Origin of the sequence: Simiaoa sunii (assembly GCF_014337175.1) — a bacterium.
GTDB classification, from domain to species: domain Bacteria; phylum Bacillota; class Clostridia; order Lachnospirales; family Lachnospiraceae; genus Acetatifactor; species Acetatifactor intestinalis.
Window position 1 is genome coordinate 1502633 of the sequence record NZ_CP060633.1, and the last position, 18605, is coordinate 1521237.

General features: G+C 47.3%; 15 protein-coding genes. 14 read left to right on the forward strand and 1 reads right to left on the reverse strand.

All coding sequences use genetic code 11. The features are described 5' to 3' along the window. Nucleotides 1-38: 38 nt before the first annotated feature. The 7 genes from polA (at nt 39) to H9Q77_RS07025 (ending at nt 8581) form a co-directional block, all read left to right on the forward strand. Nucleotides 39-2759 carry a DNA polymerase I gene (gene polA, locus H9Q77_RS06995; protein WP_249327140.1) on the forward strand — a complete coding sequence of 907 codons (2721 nt, stop codon included), beginning with the start codon at nt 39-41 and terminating at the stop codon, nt 2757-2759. Then, nucleotides 2760-3365 (forward strand): dephospho-CoA kinase, encoded by a 606-nt coding sequence (gene coaE, locus H9Q77_RS07000; RefSeq protein WP_022153984.1) that lies wholly within the window; start codon nt 2760-2762, stop codon nt 3363-3365. Then, nucleotides 3353-5467: a cell division protein FtsA gene (locus H9Q77_RS07005; protein ID WP_249326981.1), complete on the forward strand. Its 2115-nt coding sequence runs from the start codon at nt 3353-3355 to the stop codon at nt 5465-5467. The genes coaE and H9Q77_RS07005 overlap by 13 nt, the downstream gene beginning before the upstream one ends. A gap of 30 nt (nt 5468-5497) precedes the next feature. Continuing rightward, entirely contained in the window at nt 5498-6298 is an 801-nt protein-coding gene (locus H9Q77_RS07010; RefSeq protein ID WP_148446668.1) for an MBL fold metallo-hydrolase, read from the forward strand. A 189-nt stretch (nt 6299-6487) separates the two neighbouring features. After that, entirely contained in the window at nt 6488-6760 is a 273-nt protein-coding gene (locus H9Q77_RS07015) for an ACT domain-containing protein (RefSeq protein ID WP_022153987.1), read from the forward strand. Nucleotides 6761-6808: 48 nt separating this feature from the next. After that, entirely contained in the window at nt 6809-8173 is a 1365-nt protein-coding gene (locus tag H9Q77_RS07020; RefSeq protein WP_118548124.1) for a PFL family protein, read from the forward strand. A gap of 51 nt (nt 8174-8224) precedes the next feature. After that, entirely contained in the window at nt 8225-8581 is a 357-nt protein-coding gene (locus H9Q77_RS07025) for a hypothetical protein (protein ID WP_249326982.1), read from the forward strand. 496 nt (nt 8582-9077) lie between these two features. Here H9Q77_RS07025 and H9Q77_RS07030 read toward each other — a convergent pair whose 3' ends face one another. Continuing rightward, nucleotides 9078-10313 carry a nucleotidyltransferase gene (locus H9Q77_RS07030; RefSeq protein ID WP_249326983.1) on the reverse strand — a complete coding sequence of 412 codons (1236 nt, stop codon included), beginning with the start codon at nt 10311-10313 and terminating at the stop codon, nt 9078-9080. A gap of 297 nt (nt 10314-10610) precedes the next feature. Here H9Q77_RS07030 and pta point away from each other — a divergent pair, with 297 nt between their 5' ends. The 7 genes from pta (at nt 10611) to H9Q77_RS07065 (ending at nt 18390) form a co-directional block, all read left to right on the forward strand. Next, complete coding sequence (gene pta / locus H9Q77_RS07035; RefSeq protein ID WP_249326984.1) at nt 10611-11612, forward strand: phosphate acetyltransferase; 1002 nt, start codon at nt 10611-10613, stop codon at nt 11610-11612. Between the two features lie 125 nt (nt 11613-11737). Beyond that, complete coding sequence (locus H9Q77_RS07040; RefSeq protein ID WP_249326985.1) at nt 11738-12934, forward strand: acetate kinase; 1197 nt, start codon at nt 11738-11740, stop codon at nt 12932-12934. Between the two features lie 98 nt (nt 12935-13032). After that, on the forward strand, nt 13033-14274 hold the full coding sequence (locus H9Q77_RS07045) for a 6-phosphofructokinase (protein WP_249326986.1): 1242 nt from the start codon (nt 13033-13035) through the stop codon (nt 14272-14274). A 43-nt stretch (nt 14275-14317) separates the two neighbouring features. After that, the gene (locus tag H9Q77_RS07050) at nt 14318-15457 is read left to right on the forward strand and encodes an FG-GAP repeat protein (protein ID WP_249326987.1); all 1140 of its coding nucleotides are present in this window, start codon (nt 14318-14320) and stop codon (nt 15455-15457) included. Then, entirely contained in the window at nt 15457-16113 is a 657-nt protein-coding gene (locus H9Q77_RS07055; RefSeq protein WP_249326988.1) for a response regulator transcription factor, read from the forward strand. The genes H9Q77_RS07050 and H9Q77_RS07055 overlap by 1 nt, the downstream gene beginning before the upstream one ends. 26 nt (nt 16114-16139) lie before the next feature. Beyond that, nucleotides 16140-17570 (forward strand): sensor histidine kinase, encoded by a 1431-nt coding sequence (locus H9Q77_RS07060; RefSeq protein WP_249326989.1) that lies wholly within the window; start codon nt 16140-16142, stop codon nt 17568-17570. Beyond that, nucleotides 17563-18390 carry a hypothetical protein gene (locus H9Q77_RS07065; protein ID WP_249326990.1) on the forward strand — a complete coding sequence of 276 codons (828 nt, stop codon included), beginning with the start codon at nt 17563-17565 and terminating at the stop codon, nt 18388-18390. The genes H9Q77_RS07060 and H9Q77_RS07065 overlap by 8 nt, the downstream gene beginning before the upstream one ends. Nucleotides 18391-18605 lie beyond the last annotated feature (215 nt).

Here is an 18605-nt window from a genome sequence, read left to right on the forward strand (position 1 = left end):
GTATGTAATAGCAGAAACAGGATAGGACAGATTAGATGATGAGTCAGAAACTGGTATTGATCGATGGACACAGTATATTGAACCGGGCATTTTACGGAGTTCCGGATCTGAGCAATGCGGAAGGGCTGCATACAAATGCCATCTATGGTTTTTTGAATATTATGTTTAAAATTCTGGAAGAGGAAAAGCCGGATTACCTGGCAGTGGCATTTGATGTTCATGCACCGACTTTTCGTCATCAGATGTATCAGGCGTATAAGGGAACGAGAAAACCCATGCCGGAGGAATTAAGACAGCAGGTGCCGGTCATGAAGGAAGTCCTGAAGGCCATGCATATTACCATCATGGAGCAGGCTGGATTGGAAGCGGATGATATTCTGGGAACCCTTGCAAAGAAAGCAGAGCAGGAGGGAATGGAAGTATCGCTGGTATCCGGTGACAGGGATCTGTTGCAGATCGCCACGGATCATATCAAGATCCGCATTCCGAAGACAAAACAGGGAAGAACGGAAATTGAGGATTATTATGCTGCGGATGTGCAGGCAGCCTATCAGGTGACTCCGTTGCAGTTTATTGAACTGAAAGCGTTGATGGGGGATACGGCGGATAATATACCGGGAGTGCCTAAGGTGGGAGAGAAGACAGCCCAGGCGCTGATGGTGGAATATGGCTCGCTGGATAATATTTATTCCCACGTAGAGGAAATCTCGAAAAAAAGTATTCGGGAGTCGCTGATAGAACACAAGGATCTGGCAGAACTGAGTAAGACACTGGCTACGATCAAGACAGATTGTGATCTGCAATTGGATTACGATCAGGCAAAAGCCGAAGGATTCTATACACCGGAAGCGTATACCCTGTGCAAGCGTCTGGAATTTAAGAATCTGCTCGGCAGATTCGAGAAGAATGCTGCTGCCACAGACACAAAAATCACAGAGAACTTTCGGATCATTGAGGAGAAAAAAGAATTCCTGGATTTTTTAAAAAAAGCCAAGAAACAAAAAGAAATCGGTCTGTGGCTGATCACGGAACCGGCGGTGGGATCCAATACAAAGAAGGAAGAACTGCTGGGAGCGTCAGTATCTGTGCCGGATGCGGAAACGGTATTTTATGCGTTGAAGCGGGAGCAGGAACCGGGGGGGCAGTTGAGCCTGTTTGAAGAGGTGAAACAGACGGTGGATGAAACGGCAGAGATCACGGCAGCCTTGCAGGAACTTTCTTCCGTGAAAGGACTCCGGATTGCTACATTTGATGTAAAGCGTCAGTACGATTATCTGGACCACAGCGGTACCGAACAATATTTTGACATTCTCATAGCTGCCTATCTATTGAATCCTCTGAAAAATGATTATGATCCGGAGTCCATTGCTTCAGAGCATCTGGGGATCATGATCCAGGGAAAGGCGGAAGTATTTGGAAAGAGATCCTTCCGGACATTGCTTTCGGAAGAGAGAAAAAAAGCCGCGGAATATACCTGTTATGGGGCCTGGGTATCCGTAAAGTGTAGGAAAGTGCTCGAGGACAAGCTGGAGGTAGCAGGCATGAAGCGGCTCATGAATGAGATGGAAATGCCTCTGTCGCTGGTACTCTACGATATGCAGAAGGAAGGCGTGGCTGTCAGAAGAGAGGAATTGAAATCTTACGGTGATGCGCTGGTTGCCCGGATTGAAGAACTGGAGCATGCAATACACGAACAGGCTGGAGTTGATTTTAATATTAATTCCCCCAAACAATTAGGTGAGGTACTGTTCGAGACGATGCAGATCCCGGGCGGGAAAAAGACGAAGACCGGTTATTCTACCGCAGCGGATGTGCTGGAGAAGTTGTCTGCGGATTATCCGATTGTGCGGGATATTCTGGAGTACAGAGGACTTACAAAACTGAAATCAACCTATGCGGACGGGCTGGCAGCTTTTATCGAGGCGGATGGAAGAATTCATACGAACTTCAATCAGACCATTACAGCCACCGGGCGGATCAGTTCCACAGAACCGAATCTGCAGAACATTCCCATGCGTATGGAACTGGGCAGAAAGATCCGCAAGGTATTTGTCCCCAGGGAGGGATATGAATTCATGGATGCGGATTATTCGCAGATCGAATTGCGTGTACTGGCCCATATGTCCGGAGATGAGCAGCTGATCGATGCCTACAGACAGGAAGAGGATATTCACCGGATCACAGCATCCAAGGTATTCCATACTCCTTTCGAAGAGGTTACGGATCTGCAGAGACGTAATGCCAAGGCTGTAAATTTCGGTATTGTCTACGGCATCAGTTCCTTTGGACTGAGCCAGGATCTCAGCATCAGCAAAAAAGAAGCGGCGCAGTATATTGAACAGTATTTTGAAACCTATCCCAAGGTGAAGGAATTTATAGATAAACTGGTGGCGGATGCGAAGAATAAAGGCTACACGGAAACGATGTTCGGCAGGAGAAGACCGATTCCAGAATTGTCATCGTCTAATTTCATGCAGAGATCTTTTGGAGAACGTGTGGCAATGAACGCACCCATTCAGGGAACCGCGGCGGATATTATCAAGATCGCCATGATCAAAGTATGGAAAGCGCTGAAAGAGGAAGAATTAAAGTCACGACTGATTTTACAGGTGCATGATGAACTTTTGATCGAGACAGCACTGGAAGAAGAAGCAAGAGTTCGGGAGATTCTTACAGAGAACATGAAATCTGCTGCAGATCTGGCGGTTACGCTGGAGATCGATCTGCACACGGGAAAAGACTGGTACGAGGCAAAATAAATGCGTTTTATAGGAATTACCGGCGGCGTGGGTGCCGGAAAAACGGAAATTTTAAAATACATCGGTCAGCATTATAAATGCGAGATCTATCTGGCAGATGATATCGGACATAAAGTAAAAGAACCGGGAACGGAAGGGTATCAGGCACTGGTGGAATTGCTGGGCAGAGATATTCTGCGTGCGGACGGACAGATCGATAAACCGTCCATGGCGGCCAAAATTTTTGCGGATCCCGCATTGTTGGAAAAAGTAAATCAGATCATTCATCCGGCGGTGAAAAAATATCTGGCTGACCGGCTGGCGGAGGCGCGTGCCAAGGGAGATGTGGAATTGTTTTTCGTCGAGGCAGCCCTTCTGATCGAGAACGGTTTCGGTGAAGTCGTGGATGAGATGTGGTATATTTATGCCAGGGAAGAGGTACGCAGAAAACGTCTGTCCGTAAGTCGTGGATACACACCGGAGAAAATCGATAGGATCATGTCTTCGCAGCTTTCGGAGAATGAATTCCGGAAACATTGTGATTTCGTCATAGATAACAGCGACAGTCTGGAGAACAGTTACAGACAGATCAGACAGAAACTGGAGGCATATACATGGAGGGAGTAAAAGAAAAACAGGGACAGTTGATATTCGGACTGGACATTGGGACCAGAAGCATCGTAGGTACGGTGGGATACTTAAACGGCGGAAAGTTCCATGTGCTTGCACAGCGTTCCAAAGAGCATGAGACGAGAGCCATGCTGGATGGACAGATTCATGATATCGGCAAGGTCGGTGAGACGATTTCTCAGGTAAAGGAACAGCTGGAGGAAGATCTGGGGAGAGAACTGACGGATGTCTGTATTGCGGCAGCAGGCCGTGTACTGCGCACGGTTACGACCTATGTGGAGCATACGTTTGAAAATGATCGAGAAATCTTACAGGAAGATATTTATTCTCTGTGTACCATGGGTGTCGAAAAAGCCTATGAGGAATTCCAAAACAGTAATACGGACACAGATATGAAATTTTATTGTGTAGGTTATACGCCTATGCGGTATTATATGAACGGCTACCAGATGGGAAATCTGGAAGGACATAAGGCAAAAAGTATTGCGGTGGATCTGATTGCCACCTTTTTGCCGGATGATGTAGTGGACGGACTGTACAAGGCAGTGGAATTTGCAGGTTTACATGTGGCAAATCTGACACTGGAGCCTATTGCGGCCATTCAGGTGGCTATCCCGGAAAAGTTCCGGATGTTAAATATGGCACTGGTGGATGTCGGCGCGGGAACCAGCGATATTTCCATTACCAAAGAAGGTACCATAACCGCGTACGGAATGATTCCCGTAGCCGGGGACAGCCTGACGGATATCCTGGTACAACATTGCCTGGTAGAATTTGAGACTGCGGAACAGATCAAGAGAAAATGCAGGACCCAGGAGATCATTGAATATGAAGACATCATGGGTCTGCCCCAGACGATTACCGCCGGTGAGGTACTGGAGCTTCTGGATCCTGAGATTGAGCGTATGACGCAGATGGTATCCGATACGATAAAGGAGTTAAACGGAGACAAACCGGTCAGCGCTGTGTTCGTAGTAGGCGGTGGCGGAATGGTGCCGGGTTATACGGAAAAGCTGGCGGCGAAGCTGGGTATTGTGAAGGAACGTGTGGCAATCCGTGGACAGGAGGTCATGCAGACGATTGTGTTCGAACTGGAAAATGCCAGAAAAGATGCCATGATGGTAACCCCGATCGGAATCTGCCTGAGCTACTATGTGCAGAGCAATAATTTTATTTTCGTAGAATTCAATGGGGAAAGAGTAAAGCTGTATGATAATGGAAAGTTGTCCGTGACGGATGCGGCCATGCAGATGCAGTTCCCCAATGATCAACTGTTCCCCAGAAGAGGAGAGGCTCTTTTATTTACCGTAAACGGTAAGAGCCGCATGGTAAGGGGGGAACAGGGAGAGGCAGCAGTCATCCGCGTCAATGACGAAGAAGCGGATATGTATACGCAGGTACATAATGGGGATCACATTGTGATAACGCCATCCACGGAAGGTGTGGCGGCGGTCATGGAACTGGGAAGTCTTCCGGAGATGGGAGATGCCCTGGCGGTGTACGTCAATGGCAGGCAGATCAGTCTGCCCAGAACGGCAGATGTCAATGGCCGCAGAGAGAATGAATTTTATCATATTTGTCAGAAAGATGATATCCAGATTCGCAATTCCTATACCGTAAAAGAAATTGCGGAATTCCTGGATGTACCACTGGGGACAGGTATCAAAGTCAATGATACGGCGGCACAGCCGGAGACCAGAGTGTATGAACATTTTACGGTTAGTTGGGATATGGAGAATCCGTTGCTGGAGGAGAGTGTTACTGTTCCGGATCCGGTGGAAAAACCGAAGAATACGGTAGCAGAAGCACAGACAGATGAGGGAAAAAACGAGCCCGGGGCGCAGACTGTGCAGGAAACACCTACGGTGCCGCAGCTTCCGCATCCCCTGACTGTAATCGTAAATCATACGCCTATTATCATGCAGGGAAAAGCTTCCTATGTATTTGTGGATGTGTTTGATTATATTGATTTTGATCTGGGCTCCGCTGCGTCCGCAGGAAGATCCATTGTGACAAATCTGAATGGCCGTCCGGCACAGTATATGGAGACACTGACTGAGGGTGATGTGATCGAGATCTACTGGAAAAATTTGAAATAATAATGCGATAGAAAAGAGATTAGTAAAATTATGAGATTATGCAGTATTGCCAGCGGCAGCAGCGGCAATTGTATTTATGTGGGTTCCGAAGCCACGCATCTGCTGGTGGATGTGGGAATCAGCGGGAAAAAAGCGGAGGCCGGATTGAACAGTCTGGGACTGACCGGCAGAGACTTAGACGGTATCCTGGTGACCCATGAACATATGGATCATGTGGCTGGCTTAGGTGTCATGGCTAGAAAATACGATGTGCCCATCTATGCTACTCCCGGGACTTTGGAAGAGATTCAGAAGATGGGAAATCTTGGGAAGATCGATCCGGAACTGTTCCGTGAGGTGAAGGAAGATGTGAAACTGACCATCAAGGATCTGACCGTGAATCCCATGAAGATTTCACATGATGCGGCACAGCCTGTAGGGTATCGCATTGCATATGGGAATAAAAAAGTCGGAATCTGTACGGATCTGGGCGTGTATAACGATTACACCGTGGAGTGCCTGAAGGGGATGGATGCTTTGCTTGTAGAAGCTAATCACGATGTGAAGATGCTGCAGGTAGGTCCTTATCCTTATTATTTAAAACAGAGAATCTTAGGGGAGAGAGGGCACCTTTCCAATGAAAATTCCGGAAAGCTTCTTTGTCGTATTTTACATGATAAATTACAGGCTATTGTGTTAGGACATCTGAGCAAGGAAAATAATCTTCCCGAGCTGGCCTATGAGGCGGTCCGCATGGAGATCACCATGGGAGAGAATCCTTATCGGGCGGAGGATTTCCGAATGATGGTGGCGGACAGGAGTAATGTATCTCCGGTCATCAATATTGCTTAATTATGTTTCAGACCGCGCTATTTGCAAAGTCGCGTCAGCACGTTTTACGTCACTTCGTGACTCACTTTGCTCATAGATTGGCGTTCAGCGAATGAACATAAGGTTGCAAAATGTAACAAAGTGTAGTTTAATAGATAGAAATATAGATAGAAATAATAGCATGAAATCATGCGGAAAATGAGGGCGATTATGAAAAAAACAATTATTACGGTAGTTGGTAAGGACACAGTAGGCATTATCGCAAAGGTATGTACCTATCTTGCGGAGAACGGCATCAATATCCTGGATATTTCCCAGACCATCGTACAGGGATATTTCAATATGATGATGATCGTTGACACCAATCAGATGCAGAAGCCTTTTGGTGACATGGCAGATGAACTGGCTGCTCTCGGAGAAGAGATCGGCGTAGTGATCAAATGCCAGAAGGAAGAGATCTTTGACAAGATGCACCGCATCTAATGCCCCACGATAAATCATAAAGACCCGAAGGGGCAGATAGGAGCTGTAATGATCAATTTATATGAAGTAACCGAGACGAACAAAATGATTGAGGAAGAGAACCTGGATGTGCGTACTATCACACTGGGAATCAGTCTGTTAGACTGTATCGATTCCGATCTGGACAGATTAAACGAGAAAATTTATAACAAAATTTACGAAGCAGCCAAGGATCTGGTGAAGACCGGAGAGGAGATCTCCAGAGAATTTGGTATTCCTATTGTAAATAAGAGAATTTCCGTAACGCCCATTGCGCTGATCGGCGGCGCCGCATGCCACACCATCGAGGATTTCGCAAGCATTGCAAAGACCCTGGATAAAGTAGCACATGAAGTGGGTGTGAATTTCCTTGGCGGATATTCTGCACTGGTAAGCAAGGGAATGACTCCGGCAGACGAGCTGCTGATCCGTTCCATTCCTCTTGCGCTGTCCACCACAGAGCGTGTGTGTAGCTCTGTGAACCTGGGCTCCACCAAGACAGGCATCAATATGGATGCGGTCAAGCTTATGGGAGAGATGGTGAAGGAAACCGCTGAGTATACCAAGGAAGATGATTCCCTGGGTTGTGCAAAACTGGTTGTGTTCTGTAATGCACCGGATGACAATCCCTTTATGGCAGGTGCATTCCATGGTGTGACCGAAGCGGACAAGATCATTAATGTCGGTGTCAGCGGTCCCGGTGTTGTCAAAACTGCATTAGAGAAGGTGCGCGGAGAGAATTTTGAGGTTCTCTGTGAGACCATTAAAAAGACTGCCTTCAAAGTAACCCGTGTGGGACAGCTGGTAGCACAGGAAGCATCCCGGATGTTAAATGTTCCTTTCGGAATCGTGGATCTGTCCCTGGCACCGACCCCGGCTATCGGCGACAGTGTAGCGGATATTCTCTGTGAGATCGGTCTGGAGCGTGCCGGAGCACCCGGAACCACCGCAGCCCTTGCTCTGTTAAATGATCAGGTGAAAAAAGGCGGTGTTATGGCATCCTCTTATGTCGGCGGTTTAAGCGGAGCGTTCATTCCCGTCAGTGAAGATCAGGGTATGATCGATGCTGTCAATGCGGGAGCTCTTACCATTGAAAAACTGGAGGCAATGACCTGTGTCTGCTCCGTTGGATTGGACATGATCGCCATCCCCGGAGACACCAAGGCAACTACTATCTCCGGTATCATTGCGGATGAGATGGCCATCGGAATGGTGAACCAGAAGACCACTGCCGTGAGAATCATTCCCGTCATCGGAAAAGGAGTGGGAGAGACCGTAGAATTCGGAGGCCTGTTAGGCTACGCGCCCATCATGCCTGTGAACACCTTCTCCTGTGATGCTTTTGTCAACCGCGGCGGACGCATCCCTGCCCCCATCCATAGCTTTAAGAACTAAATTGAGAGTTACGCGAGCAATGAGCCGCGCATAGGCATAGTGAGGACAGCGATGGGCGCTTGCGCACAAATCGCTGTCTTTACTTATGCAGTGATGCGGCGAACGCCTGCCGCAGGCATTCTGGAATATATAATTTCCTTGTTATACCTTCCGGTTTTCACAATTTGGGTATCAGCAACAAAACAAACTTCTCATACCCATAAACTTTCCACAGCGTGGGTATCAGCAACAAATCAAGCTTCTCATACCCTCAAACTTTTCTCAGTGTGGGTATCAGCAACAAATCAAGCTTCTCATACCCTCAAACTTTCCACAGCGTGGGTATCAGCAACGAAACAAGCTTCTCATACCCTCAAACTTATCCACAGCATGGGTATCAGCAACGAAACAAGCTTCTCATACCCATAAACTTTCCACAGCGTGGGTATCAGCAACAAATCAAGCTTCTCATACCCTCAAACTTTCCACAGCGTGGGTATCAGCAACGAAACAAGCTTCTCATACCCTCAAACTTTCCACAGCGTGGGTATCAGCAACAAAACAAGCTTCTCATACCCATAAACTATTCACGCTGAGTCGGAAGAAGGGTACAGAAGGAGTTCATCTAGTCGTTGGCAACCTTATGTTAACAAAGCAAGTATAAATACTGCCCGGAAAGTGATTTTAGAAAACCAAGCGGTATTTTTATCGAAGAATCCATGAAAACGTTCTAAAAATTACTGCTTCGGATAGGATGCTTCCATTCCGGCAGTAAATACCAGTCGCTGTAAAAGAAAATCGCATTAAATTTACTGCTTATAAAGCACAAAATGGATTTTAGGCAGTAAAGATCGGAACATCAAAACAAAAATACCACCCAGGAAGACAACAAAGTCATCCGGGTGGTATTTCACTAACTCTCAATTTACACAATCACGATCGGTGTCCGGTATTCATTCACCATTTCTTTTTTATTCTTCAGTGCCAGATGCCCCAGGTAGATCTGATTCCGGAGAATATCCTGATCCAGCATACGCAAAGCATCTGCGGGAAGTGTCTGTCTTGCGTCTGCCAAACTGGTAATGAGTGGAATGGAGCTGTTCTTTTTGATCTCGGTAAGGAGAGGAGCTGCATCCTTGCAAAATCCCAATACTCTGGCGTAGGAAATATAATCTTCAGACTTGCAGGTCTCGAATTCTTCCTTGGTCATATTCAGCAAAATATGGAACAGGCATCTGCTGATACGAGTGTAGGTCATATCCTTGCTCTTGAGCAGATCGCAGAAAGAAGATAAGCCGGTGAAGGACGGCAGGGTATTGCGGATACGGTCGGAGAGATCCGAGGAAATATCCTGATACTTGTCGTAGCCTGCGGAGTATTCTGTCAGCAGCTTGTATTGCAGCGCTGCGGAAAAATCATCCGCAAACAGAGGCTTCTGTTCCTCCAGAGAAGTCCGCAATATCTCATAGGCATTTTCCGGCATTTGGGATGCAAGATAGGCAAGATCATGCCCGGCAGCCACGGACTGACGGATGGCAATAGCGGAACACTGGTTGGTTCCCAGACGCTTATCGTGATAATCTGCACCTACACGGGTGGTAGTGAAGGGAACAATCTTGCTGTTCCTTGACATCAGAGCCTTCAGATATTCAATTCCCAGTATATTATTCGGAGAGGACAGCACATCCTTGTCATCACTTAATGAAGGAGCGTACTGCAACAGAGCCCAGGTCCTGGCAATCGGGAAGGACATTCCCTTTTTGAGATTGCAGCGCAGGGATTCCACATAAGGTTCCGGCTCCGTGTAGAAGATCTCGGCAATCCGGGAGAGCGTATCGATGTTACCGCATTCACTGCCAAAGCATAGATTCGTGGTGACTCCCAGCTTGTCGAACAGAGCAACGGATCCTTTGGCGAAAAATTCCGCGCTCGATGCAGCGTAGCAGGTGGGGAGCTCCAGCACAAGATCCGCACCGCATTCCAAAGCCATTTTGACGCGGGTGAACTTATCTAACAGGGCAGGGGCACCGCGCTGCATGAAGTTGCCGCTCATAACGATGATCGTATAATCGGCGCCTGTGGCTTCTTTGGCATGCTTCATCTGGTAAGCATGACCATTATGAAAAGGGTTGTATTCTGCGACAATACCATTGACCTTCATAATATGGCTCCTTTCGTGAAAAGAAATATACGGTAAAACGAATACAAATACAAGCTGCGTATGTGAAAAAAATAACATACGTTGAAAGCGTTTACATGTGCATGGTTATCAGCATATTTTGTAATCAAAATTCAAAGGTTGTATCTGAAAATATACAATTTTGCGAACATTATGCCCTTGTCTACTTCAGATGTATTTAGTATAATATAAATACATCGGTTTGTTAAGATAAAACCAAAACTTTACAGAAGTTATTTGGGAGGAAGCGGGTATTCCCCGCCGGAAAGGAGAATGGATATGTCATACATTGACATGATTAAAGAGAGAGCAAGACTCGACAAAAAAACAATTGTATTACCGGAATCTAATGATAAGAGAACATTACTGGCTGCTGCCCGTATCGTGGAAGAGGGCATTGCTGATATCATTATGATCGGTGATGAAGAGAAGATCATGGATGGTGCAGGCTGGCTGGAGGTTGATCTGTCCAAGGTAACAGTAATTAATCCGAAAACAACTCCCAAGTTGGATGACTATGTGAATTTATTATATGAAACAAGAAAGGCAAAGGGAATGACTCCCGAGAAGGCTAGAGAGATCCTATTAAATGATTACCTGACCTTCGGTATCGTAATGGTTAAGGCTAATGATGCTGATGGTATGGTAGCAGGTGCATGTCACTCCACCGCAGATACCTTAAGACCCGCACTGCAGATCTTAAAGACTGCACCCGGTGTTAAGCTGGTATCCGCCTTCTTTGTTATGGATACCGTATTCAAGGATCAGGGTGAGAACGGAACTTTCCTGTTCGCTGACTGTGGTCTGAACCAGGATCCTACCCCCGAAGAGCTGGCTGCTATCGCAGATACCTCTTCCAGAAGCTTCAAGTCCCTGATCGGACCCAAGCCCGTTATCGCTATGTTAAGTCACTCCACCAAAGGCAGTGCCAAGCATGCTCTGGTTGACAAAGTAGTAGAAGCTACCCGTATTGCACATGAGGAGTATCCGCATCTGACATTAGACGGTGAACTGCAGCTGGATGCAGCGCTGGTTCCCAGCGTAGCTAAGTCCAAGGCTCCCGGAAGCTCTGTTAACGGACATGCAAATGTTCTGATCTTCCCGAACCTGGATGCAGGTAACATCGGTTACAAGCTGGTACAGAGACTGGGTGGCGCAGAAGCTTACGGTCCTATGCTGCAGGGTATCGCAAAGCCTGTTAACGATCTGTCCAGAGGATGTTCCTGGCAGGATATCGTTGGTGTTGTAGCACTGACTGCTGTGCAGGCACAGCTGGTATAATCATTATAAGAACCATAAACGTGTGCGGGATATCTGTCCCGCACCGTATTCATGTATTGCCCTTACCGGGTGGCATGAGATCATAGAACATTAGTCTGACAGATTAAAAAAGAAAGGAATTTACCATGAATATTTTAGTTATTAATTGCGGAAGCTCTTCCCTGAAGTTCCAGCTCATCGATTCTGAGACCGAGAAATGCATCGCAAAGGGTATCTGCGAAAGAATCGGTATAGAGGGAAGCCAGATTACATACACCCCTGCAGGTGGAGAGAAGGAACAGACCGTAACTCCCATGCCGGATCACACCGAAGCAATCCGTCTTGTACTGGAAGCTCTGACCAATGAAAAGACCGGTGTGGTGAAGAGCCTGGATGAGATCGGTGCCGTAGGACATCGTATCGTACACGGCGGAGAGAAGTTCGCAGCATCTACCATCATTACCGATGAAGTTATGAAGGCCATCGAAGAGTGTAACGATCTGGCTCCTTTACATAACCCTGCAAACCTGATCGGTATCAATGCCTGCAAAAAGCTGATGCCTGCCACTCCCATGGTAGCTGTATTCGATACCGCTTTCCATCAGACCATGCCTGAGGAAGCTTATATGTACGGTCTGCCTTATGAGTATTATGAAAAGTACAAGATCAGACGTTACGGTTTCCACGGAACCAGCCACTCTTATGTATCCAGGAAAGCGGCAGAGGTTCTGGACAAAAAGTACGAAGATCTGAAGATCATCGTATGCCACTTAGGCAACGGTGCCAGCGTATCTGCAGTGAAGAACGGCAAATGTGTAGATACCTCCATGGGTCTGACTCCCCTGGAAGGTCTGATCATGGGAACCCGTTCCGGTGATATTGATCCTGCCATCATGGAGTTCATCGCTCACAAAGAGGGCAAGGACATCGACGAGATCATGACCGTTCTGAACAAGAAGTCCGGTGTATACGGCCTGTCCAACAACCTGTCTTCCGATTTCCGTGATCTGGAAGATGGTTATAACAGGGGTGATGAGCATTGCATCCGCACAATGAACACCTATTGCTACCGTGTAGCAAAATACATCGGTTCTTATGTAGCAGCCATGAACGGTGTAGATGTGATCTGCTTTACCGCAGGTATCGGTGAGAACGCACCTCTGGTTCGTTCCCTGGTATGCGAGCATCTGGGCTTCCTGGGCGTATCCATTGATGAGGATGCGAACCACAAGCGCGGCGAGGAGATCGCGATTTCCACTCCTGACAGTAAGACCACTGTAATGGTAATTCCTACGAATGAGGAACTTGCTATTGCCAGAGAGACAGTAAGTTTGGTAAAATAGGTTCGACGGAACCTTAAGAATGAGAACACCCATCAACCGGAGGCTCCGATTGATGGGTGTTTTATTATGGTAAGGAATGAACAGAGGGAGAAAATGTTATGAAGAAAAATGTGATCGTAGGACAGTCCGGAGGTCCCACCGCGGTGATCAATGCCAGTCTTGCCGGTGTCTATAAGACAGCAAAGGATATGGGGGCGGATACCATATACGGTATGCGTTACGGCATCCAAGGTCTTTTGGAGAAAAAGATAGTAGATCTTGGAGAGAAAATACGTAACGATATGGATGTGGAACTTCTGAAGAGAACACCTGCATCCTTCCTGGGCTCCTGCCGCTATAAGCTGCCGGAGAGCAGTGAAGATAAAGCTATCTATGAGAAAATATTTGCAATTCTGGAAGAACTGGAGATTACGGCATTTTTCTATATCGGCGGTAATGACTCCATGGACACCATAAAAAAGCTTTCCGATTATGCCCAGACAGTTGACAGTCCGATCCGTTTTATCGGTGTGCCCAAGACGATCGATAATGACCTGGAGGGTACGGATCATACGCCCGGTTACGGCAGCGCTGCAAAATATATTGCCACCGTTACCAAGGAACTGGTACGTGATGGTCTGATCTATGAGATGCAGAGCGTGACGGTCATCGAGATCATGGGAAGAAATGCGGGATGGCTTACCGGTGCAGCAGCACTTGCCAAGAGTGAAGACTGCGAAGGCCCGGATCTGATCTATCTGCCGGAGGTTCCTTTCGATGTGGATGTTTTTCTGGAAAAAGTAAAGAAACTGGTAGCTGAGAAACAGTCCATCGTCATTGCTGTATCGGAAGGTATCAAGACGGCAGACGGCAGATATGTCTGCGAATTGTCCGCACACTCGGACAAGACCGATTCCTTCGGTCATGTGCAGTTATCCGGTACCGGTAAATATCTGTCCGACCTGATCATTGAAAAATTGGGCTGCAAGTCCAGAGCTATCGAACTGTCTACCCTGCAACGCTGTGCAGGACATCTGACTTCCCGTGTGGATATCACCGAGGCTTATCAGGTAGGCGGTACTGCGGTAAAAGCAGCTTTTGAGGGCAAGACCGGTCAGATGGTGATCCTGAAAAGAGTATCCCAGGATCCCTATATCTGCACTACGGATCTCTACGATGTGCATAAGGTAGCAAATCTGGAGAAAAAGGTTCCCCGTTCCTGGATTACGGAAGAGGGAGATTACGTGACAGCAGAGATGAAGAACTATATCGAGCCTCTGATACAGGCGGAACTGACCCCGATCATGATCACAGGCCAGCCCAGACATATTATTATCGATGATCTGCCGGATATAAAGTAAGCAAGTATAGATAGAACAAATTGGATACAAAGGAGGTGGGAACATGCCGAAAGACAGGAAGAGAAAAAACATGCTGATCATGGCATGTATCATGCTCTTTGCAATTTTATTTACGCTTGTTCCCGCCTTTTCTTTTTCTGTGACTGCAGCCATAAGGAACACAGGATCGGTGGCGGAAGAGTACGTCAGGTATCAGTCCAGGCTTCAGAACATAGAGAAGATCACGGATCTGGAGGAAAATGGATTTCGTTTGTTAGAGGATCAGATATTTGCCATGCCGCTTCAGAAATTGCCGGAGGATACGCCGGAGGAGGCAGTGGATGAAGTCTGGTTCTATGCGGCATTGGACAAGAGGTATCACAGACTGGCAGTTTTTCTCGCAGATGATAATGGACAGATTCTGTACAAGACGGACCAGCTGGAGGCAAATTACTGCTATCCGGGGGAACTACGGCAGCCCATAGAGAAGCTTGCATCGGTATCTTTTCAGGATGTGGACAATGACAGCGATACGGATATTATTCTGATTGCCCAGTGCCATAATGACAGAGGAGATTATCAGGAGAAATCTTATAAAGTGGGAGATGTTCTGTTCCAGGAGGATGGCAGCTTTTACAGAGACTATCGGATCTCGGACAAAATCAACCGCTTTGATATGAATAAAAATCCGGCGTGTATTCTGAACTTCGTACGCGACGGACGTTCCACAGAATTCCTCTACACTGCGGAGACATACGGAGAACTGCTCAGCCATAATTTCCGGGTGATCGAGGAACAAAGCTATACCCGTAATTTTGAAAAGCTGGGGAAAATGAAGGTAGTGCCCGGAGTATACCGGATGGCGGAATATGATGTGTTTATGATCTACCTGATCGACGAGCAGGGAAATATTGTGTGGAGCTTCCAGCCCATGGAGGATTATGACAATCTCTATGCGCTGAAGGGAATCCAGGGGAAGGATCTGGACGGCGATGGGTTCAAGGACCTAGTGGTATTTGCAAAATACAGTTACGAGGGAGATTTGGGGGAACTGTTGGTAGATACCGTGTGCACCGTGTATTATCAGCGGACTGCCGGATTTGAAAAAGACAAAGATTTTACCGCAAATTATGAATGTACGGAGGAGGACACTTTAGAGGCACTGGTTGGGAAGATACGTGCCTACTGGGGGTGGCAGACATAATGATAAAAATATTGATCGTGGATGATGAAAAGCCGATCTGTGATCTGATCGATCTGAATCTGTCGGCAGCAGGATATTTTTGCAAAAGCGTACAGGATGGCATGAAGGCAATCGAATACATTGAGAGAGAAAAATTTGATCTGATCTTGCTGGATATTATGCTTCCGGGAGTGGATGGCTTTGACATCATGGAATATATCAGACCTTTGAAGATCCCGGTGATCTTCATTACAGCCAGGGGAGATGTGAAGGACCGTGTAAAGGGGCTGCGGCTTGGCGCAGAGGATTATCTGGTGAAGCCCTTTGATGTCGTGGAACTTCTGGCGAGAGTGGAGGTCGTATTGCGCAGATTCCATAAGATGGGAGCGCAGTTGTCCGCCGGTGATGTGGTGGTGGACATGGATGCCAGAATGGTGACCAAGGCAGGAATTCCCGTGGTGCTGACCAATAAGGAGTACGGACTTTTGGTGTTGTTTATCCAAAACAAAAATATCGCCCTGTTCAAGGAAAGTCTGTATGAAAAAGTGTGGGGCGAAGAGTATGACGGAGATAGCAGAACCTTAGAACTTCATGTGCAGCGCCTGCGCAAGAAGATGGGCTGGGAGCGTCAGCTGGTGGCGGTCTATAAGGTGGGATACCGGTTGGAGATCGCATGACCCGGAGCGGGTAAAAGGAGAGATGTATGAAATTTTCCTGGAAAATACTGCTTTGCACGATGTTGATCATGGCAGCGGCATGCGGAGCAAGCGGTTATTTTTTTGTAAATTATGTGTTTCAGACCTCCATGGAGCGTGAGACCAGACAGGCACTTGACGAAAGCAGTATTTTGAGGTTCGCTTTTGAAACGGCAGCTTTAAATATTCCGTCCAAATATGATGTGCTTCCGGATGGAACGGTGGAACAGATCGGAGTATACCTGGAGAACAGTGGACAGCACGGCAATAGATTGCTGCGGATCAGTGATGAGAACGGTAAGGTGCTGTATGCCAGCGAAGGGTTTACCGGGGATACTTCTCTGTGGGAAGAGCGCGGAGAAAATACGAGAGTATACCGGGTAGTGCAGTCTGGGGATTCCTATTATATCCAGACACAGACCAGAATCAATGTGTCCGACCGAATGCTTACGTTAGAGACCATGAAAAATGTAACTGCGGTATATACGGAGAGGACGGAAGGATTCCGGATGTATCGTCAGGTTACGGTGATCGTATTGTTATGCAGTGGAGCGGTCATGACGCTGATTGCCTGTTGGCTGACCAGACCTATCAGACTTTTAACCCGTGCCACCGGCAAAATGGCGGAGGGAGAATACAGCTATCGCGCGGAGCAGATCAGTAATGATGAAATGGGACAGCTGACTGCGGATTTCAACCATATGGCAGAGGCACTGGAGCAGAATATTCAGAATTTGGAAAATGAAGTCAGAGCCAGAGAAGACTTTATTGCCGCATTTTCCCATGAACTGAAGACGCCGCTGACTGCCATGATCGGTTATGCGGATATGCTGCGTTCCCGGAAATTGGATGACGAGAAGCATTTTTTGTGTGCCAATTATATCTATACAGAGGGAAAACGCCTGGAGACTATGGCACTCAGACTGCTGGACATCATTGTGACCAGACGTAAGGAGATCGATCGTAAGACCACAAATGTCTCCGGTATTTTCTCATATCTGCAGGAAATCTATGATGAGACCAAGAACCCGGAAGACGGCAGGGTGAAGGTTGACATCTGCTGGGAAAAGGGAGAACTCTATGCCGAGGAGAACCTGTTGAAGACTGTTTTGATCAATCTGACCGATAATGCCATCAAAGCCTCCGAGGAGGGGCAGACCGTGGAGATCACCGGAAGGCGCATGGAGAATGGTTATTATTTTCAGGTGCGTGATGCAGGAATCGGCATCCCCGAGGAAGAAATTCATAAGATCACGGAAGCTTTTTATATGGTGGATAAATCCAGATCCAGGGCTCATAACGGAGCGGGACTGGGGCTTGCGCTGTGCACCGCTATTCTGGAACTGCATCACAGCCACCTGAAGATCGAGAGTACACTGGGGGTGGGAAGCTGCATGAGCTTTCTGATTCCGGATGAGGGGGTGAACGCGGATGAATAGATGGAAGAGCTGTTCTTTGGGCATTGCGGTAGCAGTGGCGGTCATTCTTGCAGCACTGTGGGGTCCGGAGTGGATCGCAGCCAGAAGGGATGAGAAACTCTTAAACAGTATTACCACAGAGGCAGTGGAAGGTGCGGAAGGATATTGTTACCGCATGAGCGATAATCAGAAACTGTATCTTTTGGGAAGATGTCTGAGCAGTCAGACCCTGCCGGAGAGTGAACTGCGGTTTCTGACCAGAGTGGACAGTGAGACGGGCAGCTATGGAGAAATGACAGGTACCTATGCGTTTGTGGAGAATCGTCAGCAGCCGGGAGAGGGACAGATTCAGGAGGAAGCGGTATATGAGGCATGCAACAGGGAGATTCAGATCCTGAAGGAGCAGGGAATTCTGCCCGGGGAAGTAAAGGAAGTGTCGGAAGACTCTTACGAAGCGGTGATCTGCTCAGCTATCGATGTGCTGGAGCCGAGGAATAATCTCTCTGTATGGAAGATCAGTCTGTCTACGGACGTAAGGAATGCGGATAAGAGTAACCGTTTTCTGGATATTTATCTGGATGCGGATACCGGTAAAATTTATGAATTCTATGTACGAACCGGACAGCAATGGGAAGACATCGATACGGATGCCATGATCGACCGGTATGCAGAATATCTGGACTTGACCGGTCTTGAAAAATATGAGGATCAAAATCCGCTGTTGGAGACGACACCGTATTTTGCCAAGTATACTTTTCCGGGGGAGGAGGACGACAGTACCACGGTTACCATCGGTTACTATGAAGGGATTCGTGAGCTTTTCCTCAAAGTAGGAAGATAGAATAATAAAATACGCAAAGATTTTTTACAAAAAAGATTAAAATCACTACTTGACGTTAGCACACTAAAGCAGTAATATAAATCAAAATTAAATACAGCGGTAAGAAAACCATTGATGTGGAGATAAAAACAGTTCGTGCACTTACAGAGAGACCGGATGCTGAGAAAGGTTGGAACGCAGGTTGTTAAATGGACCACGGAGGGCGCAGTCAAAGA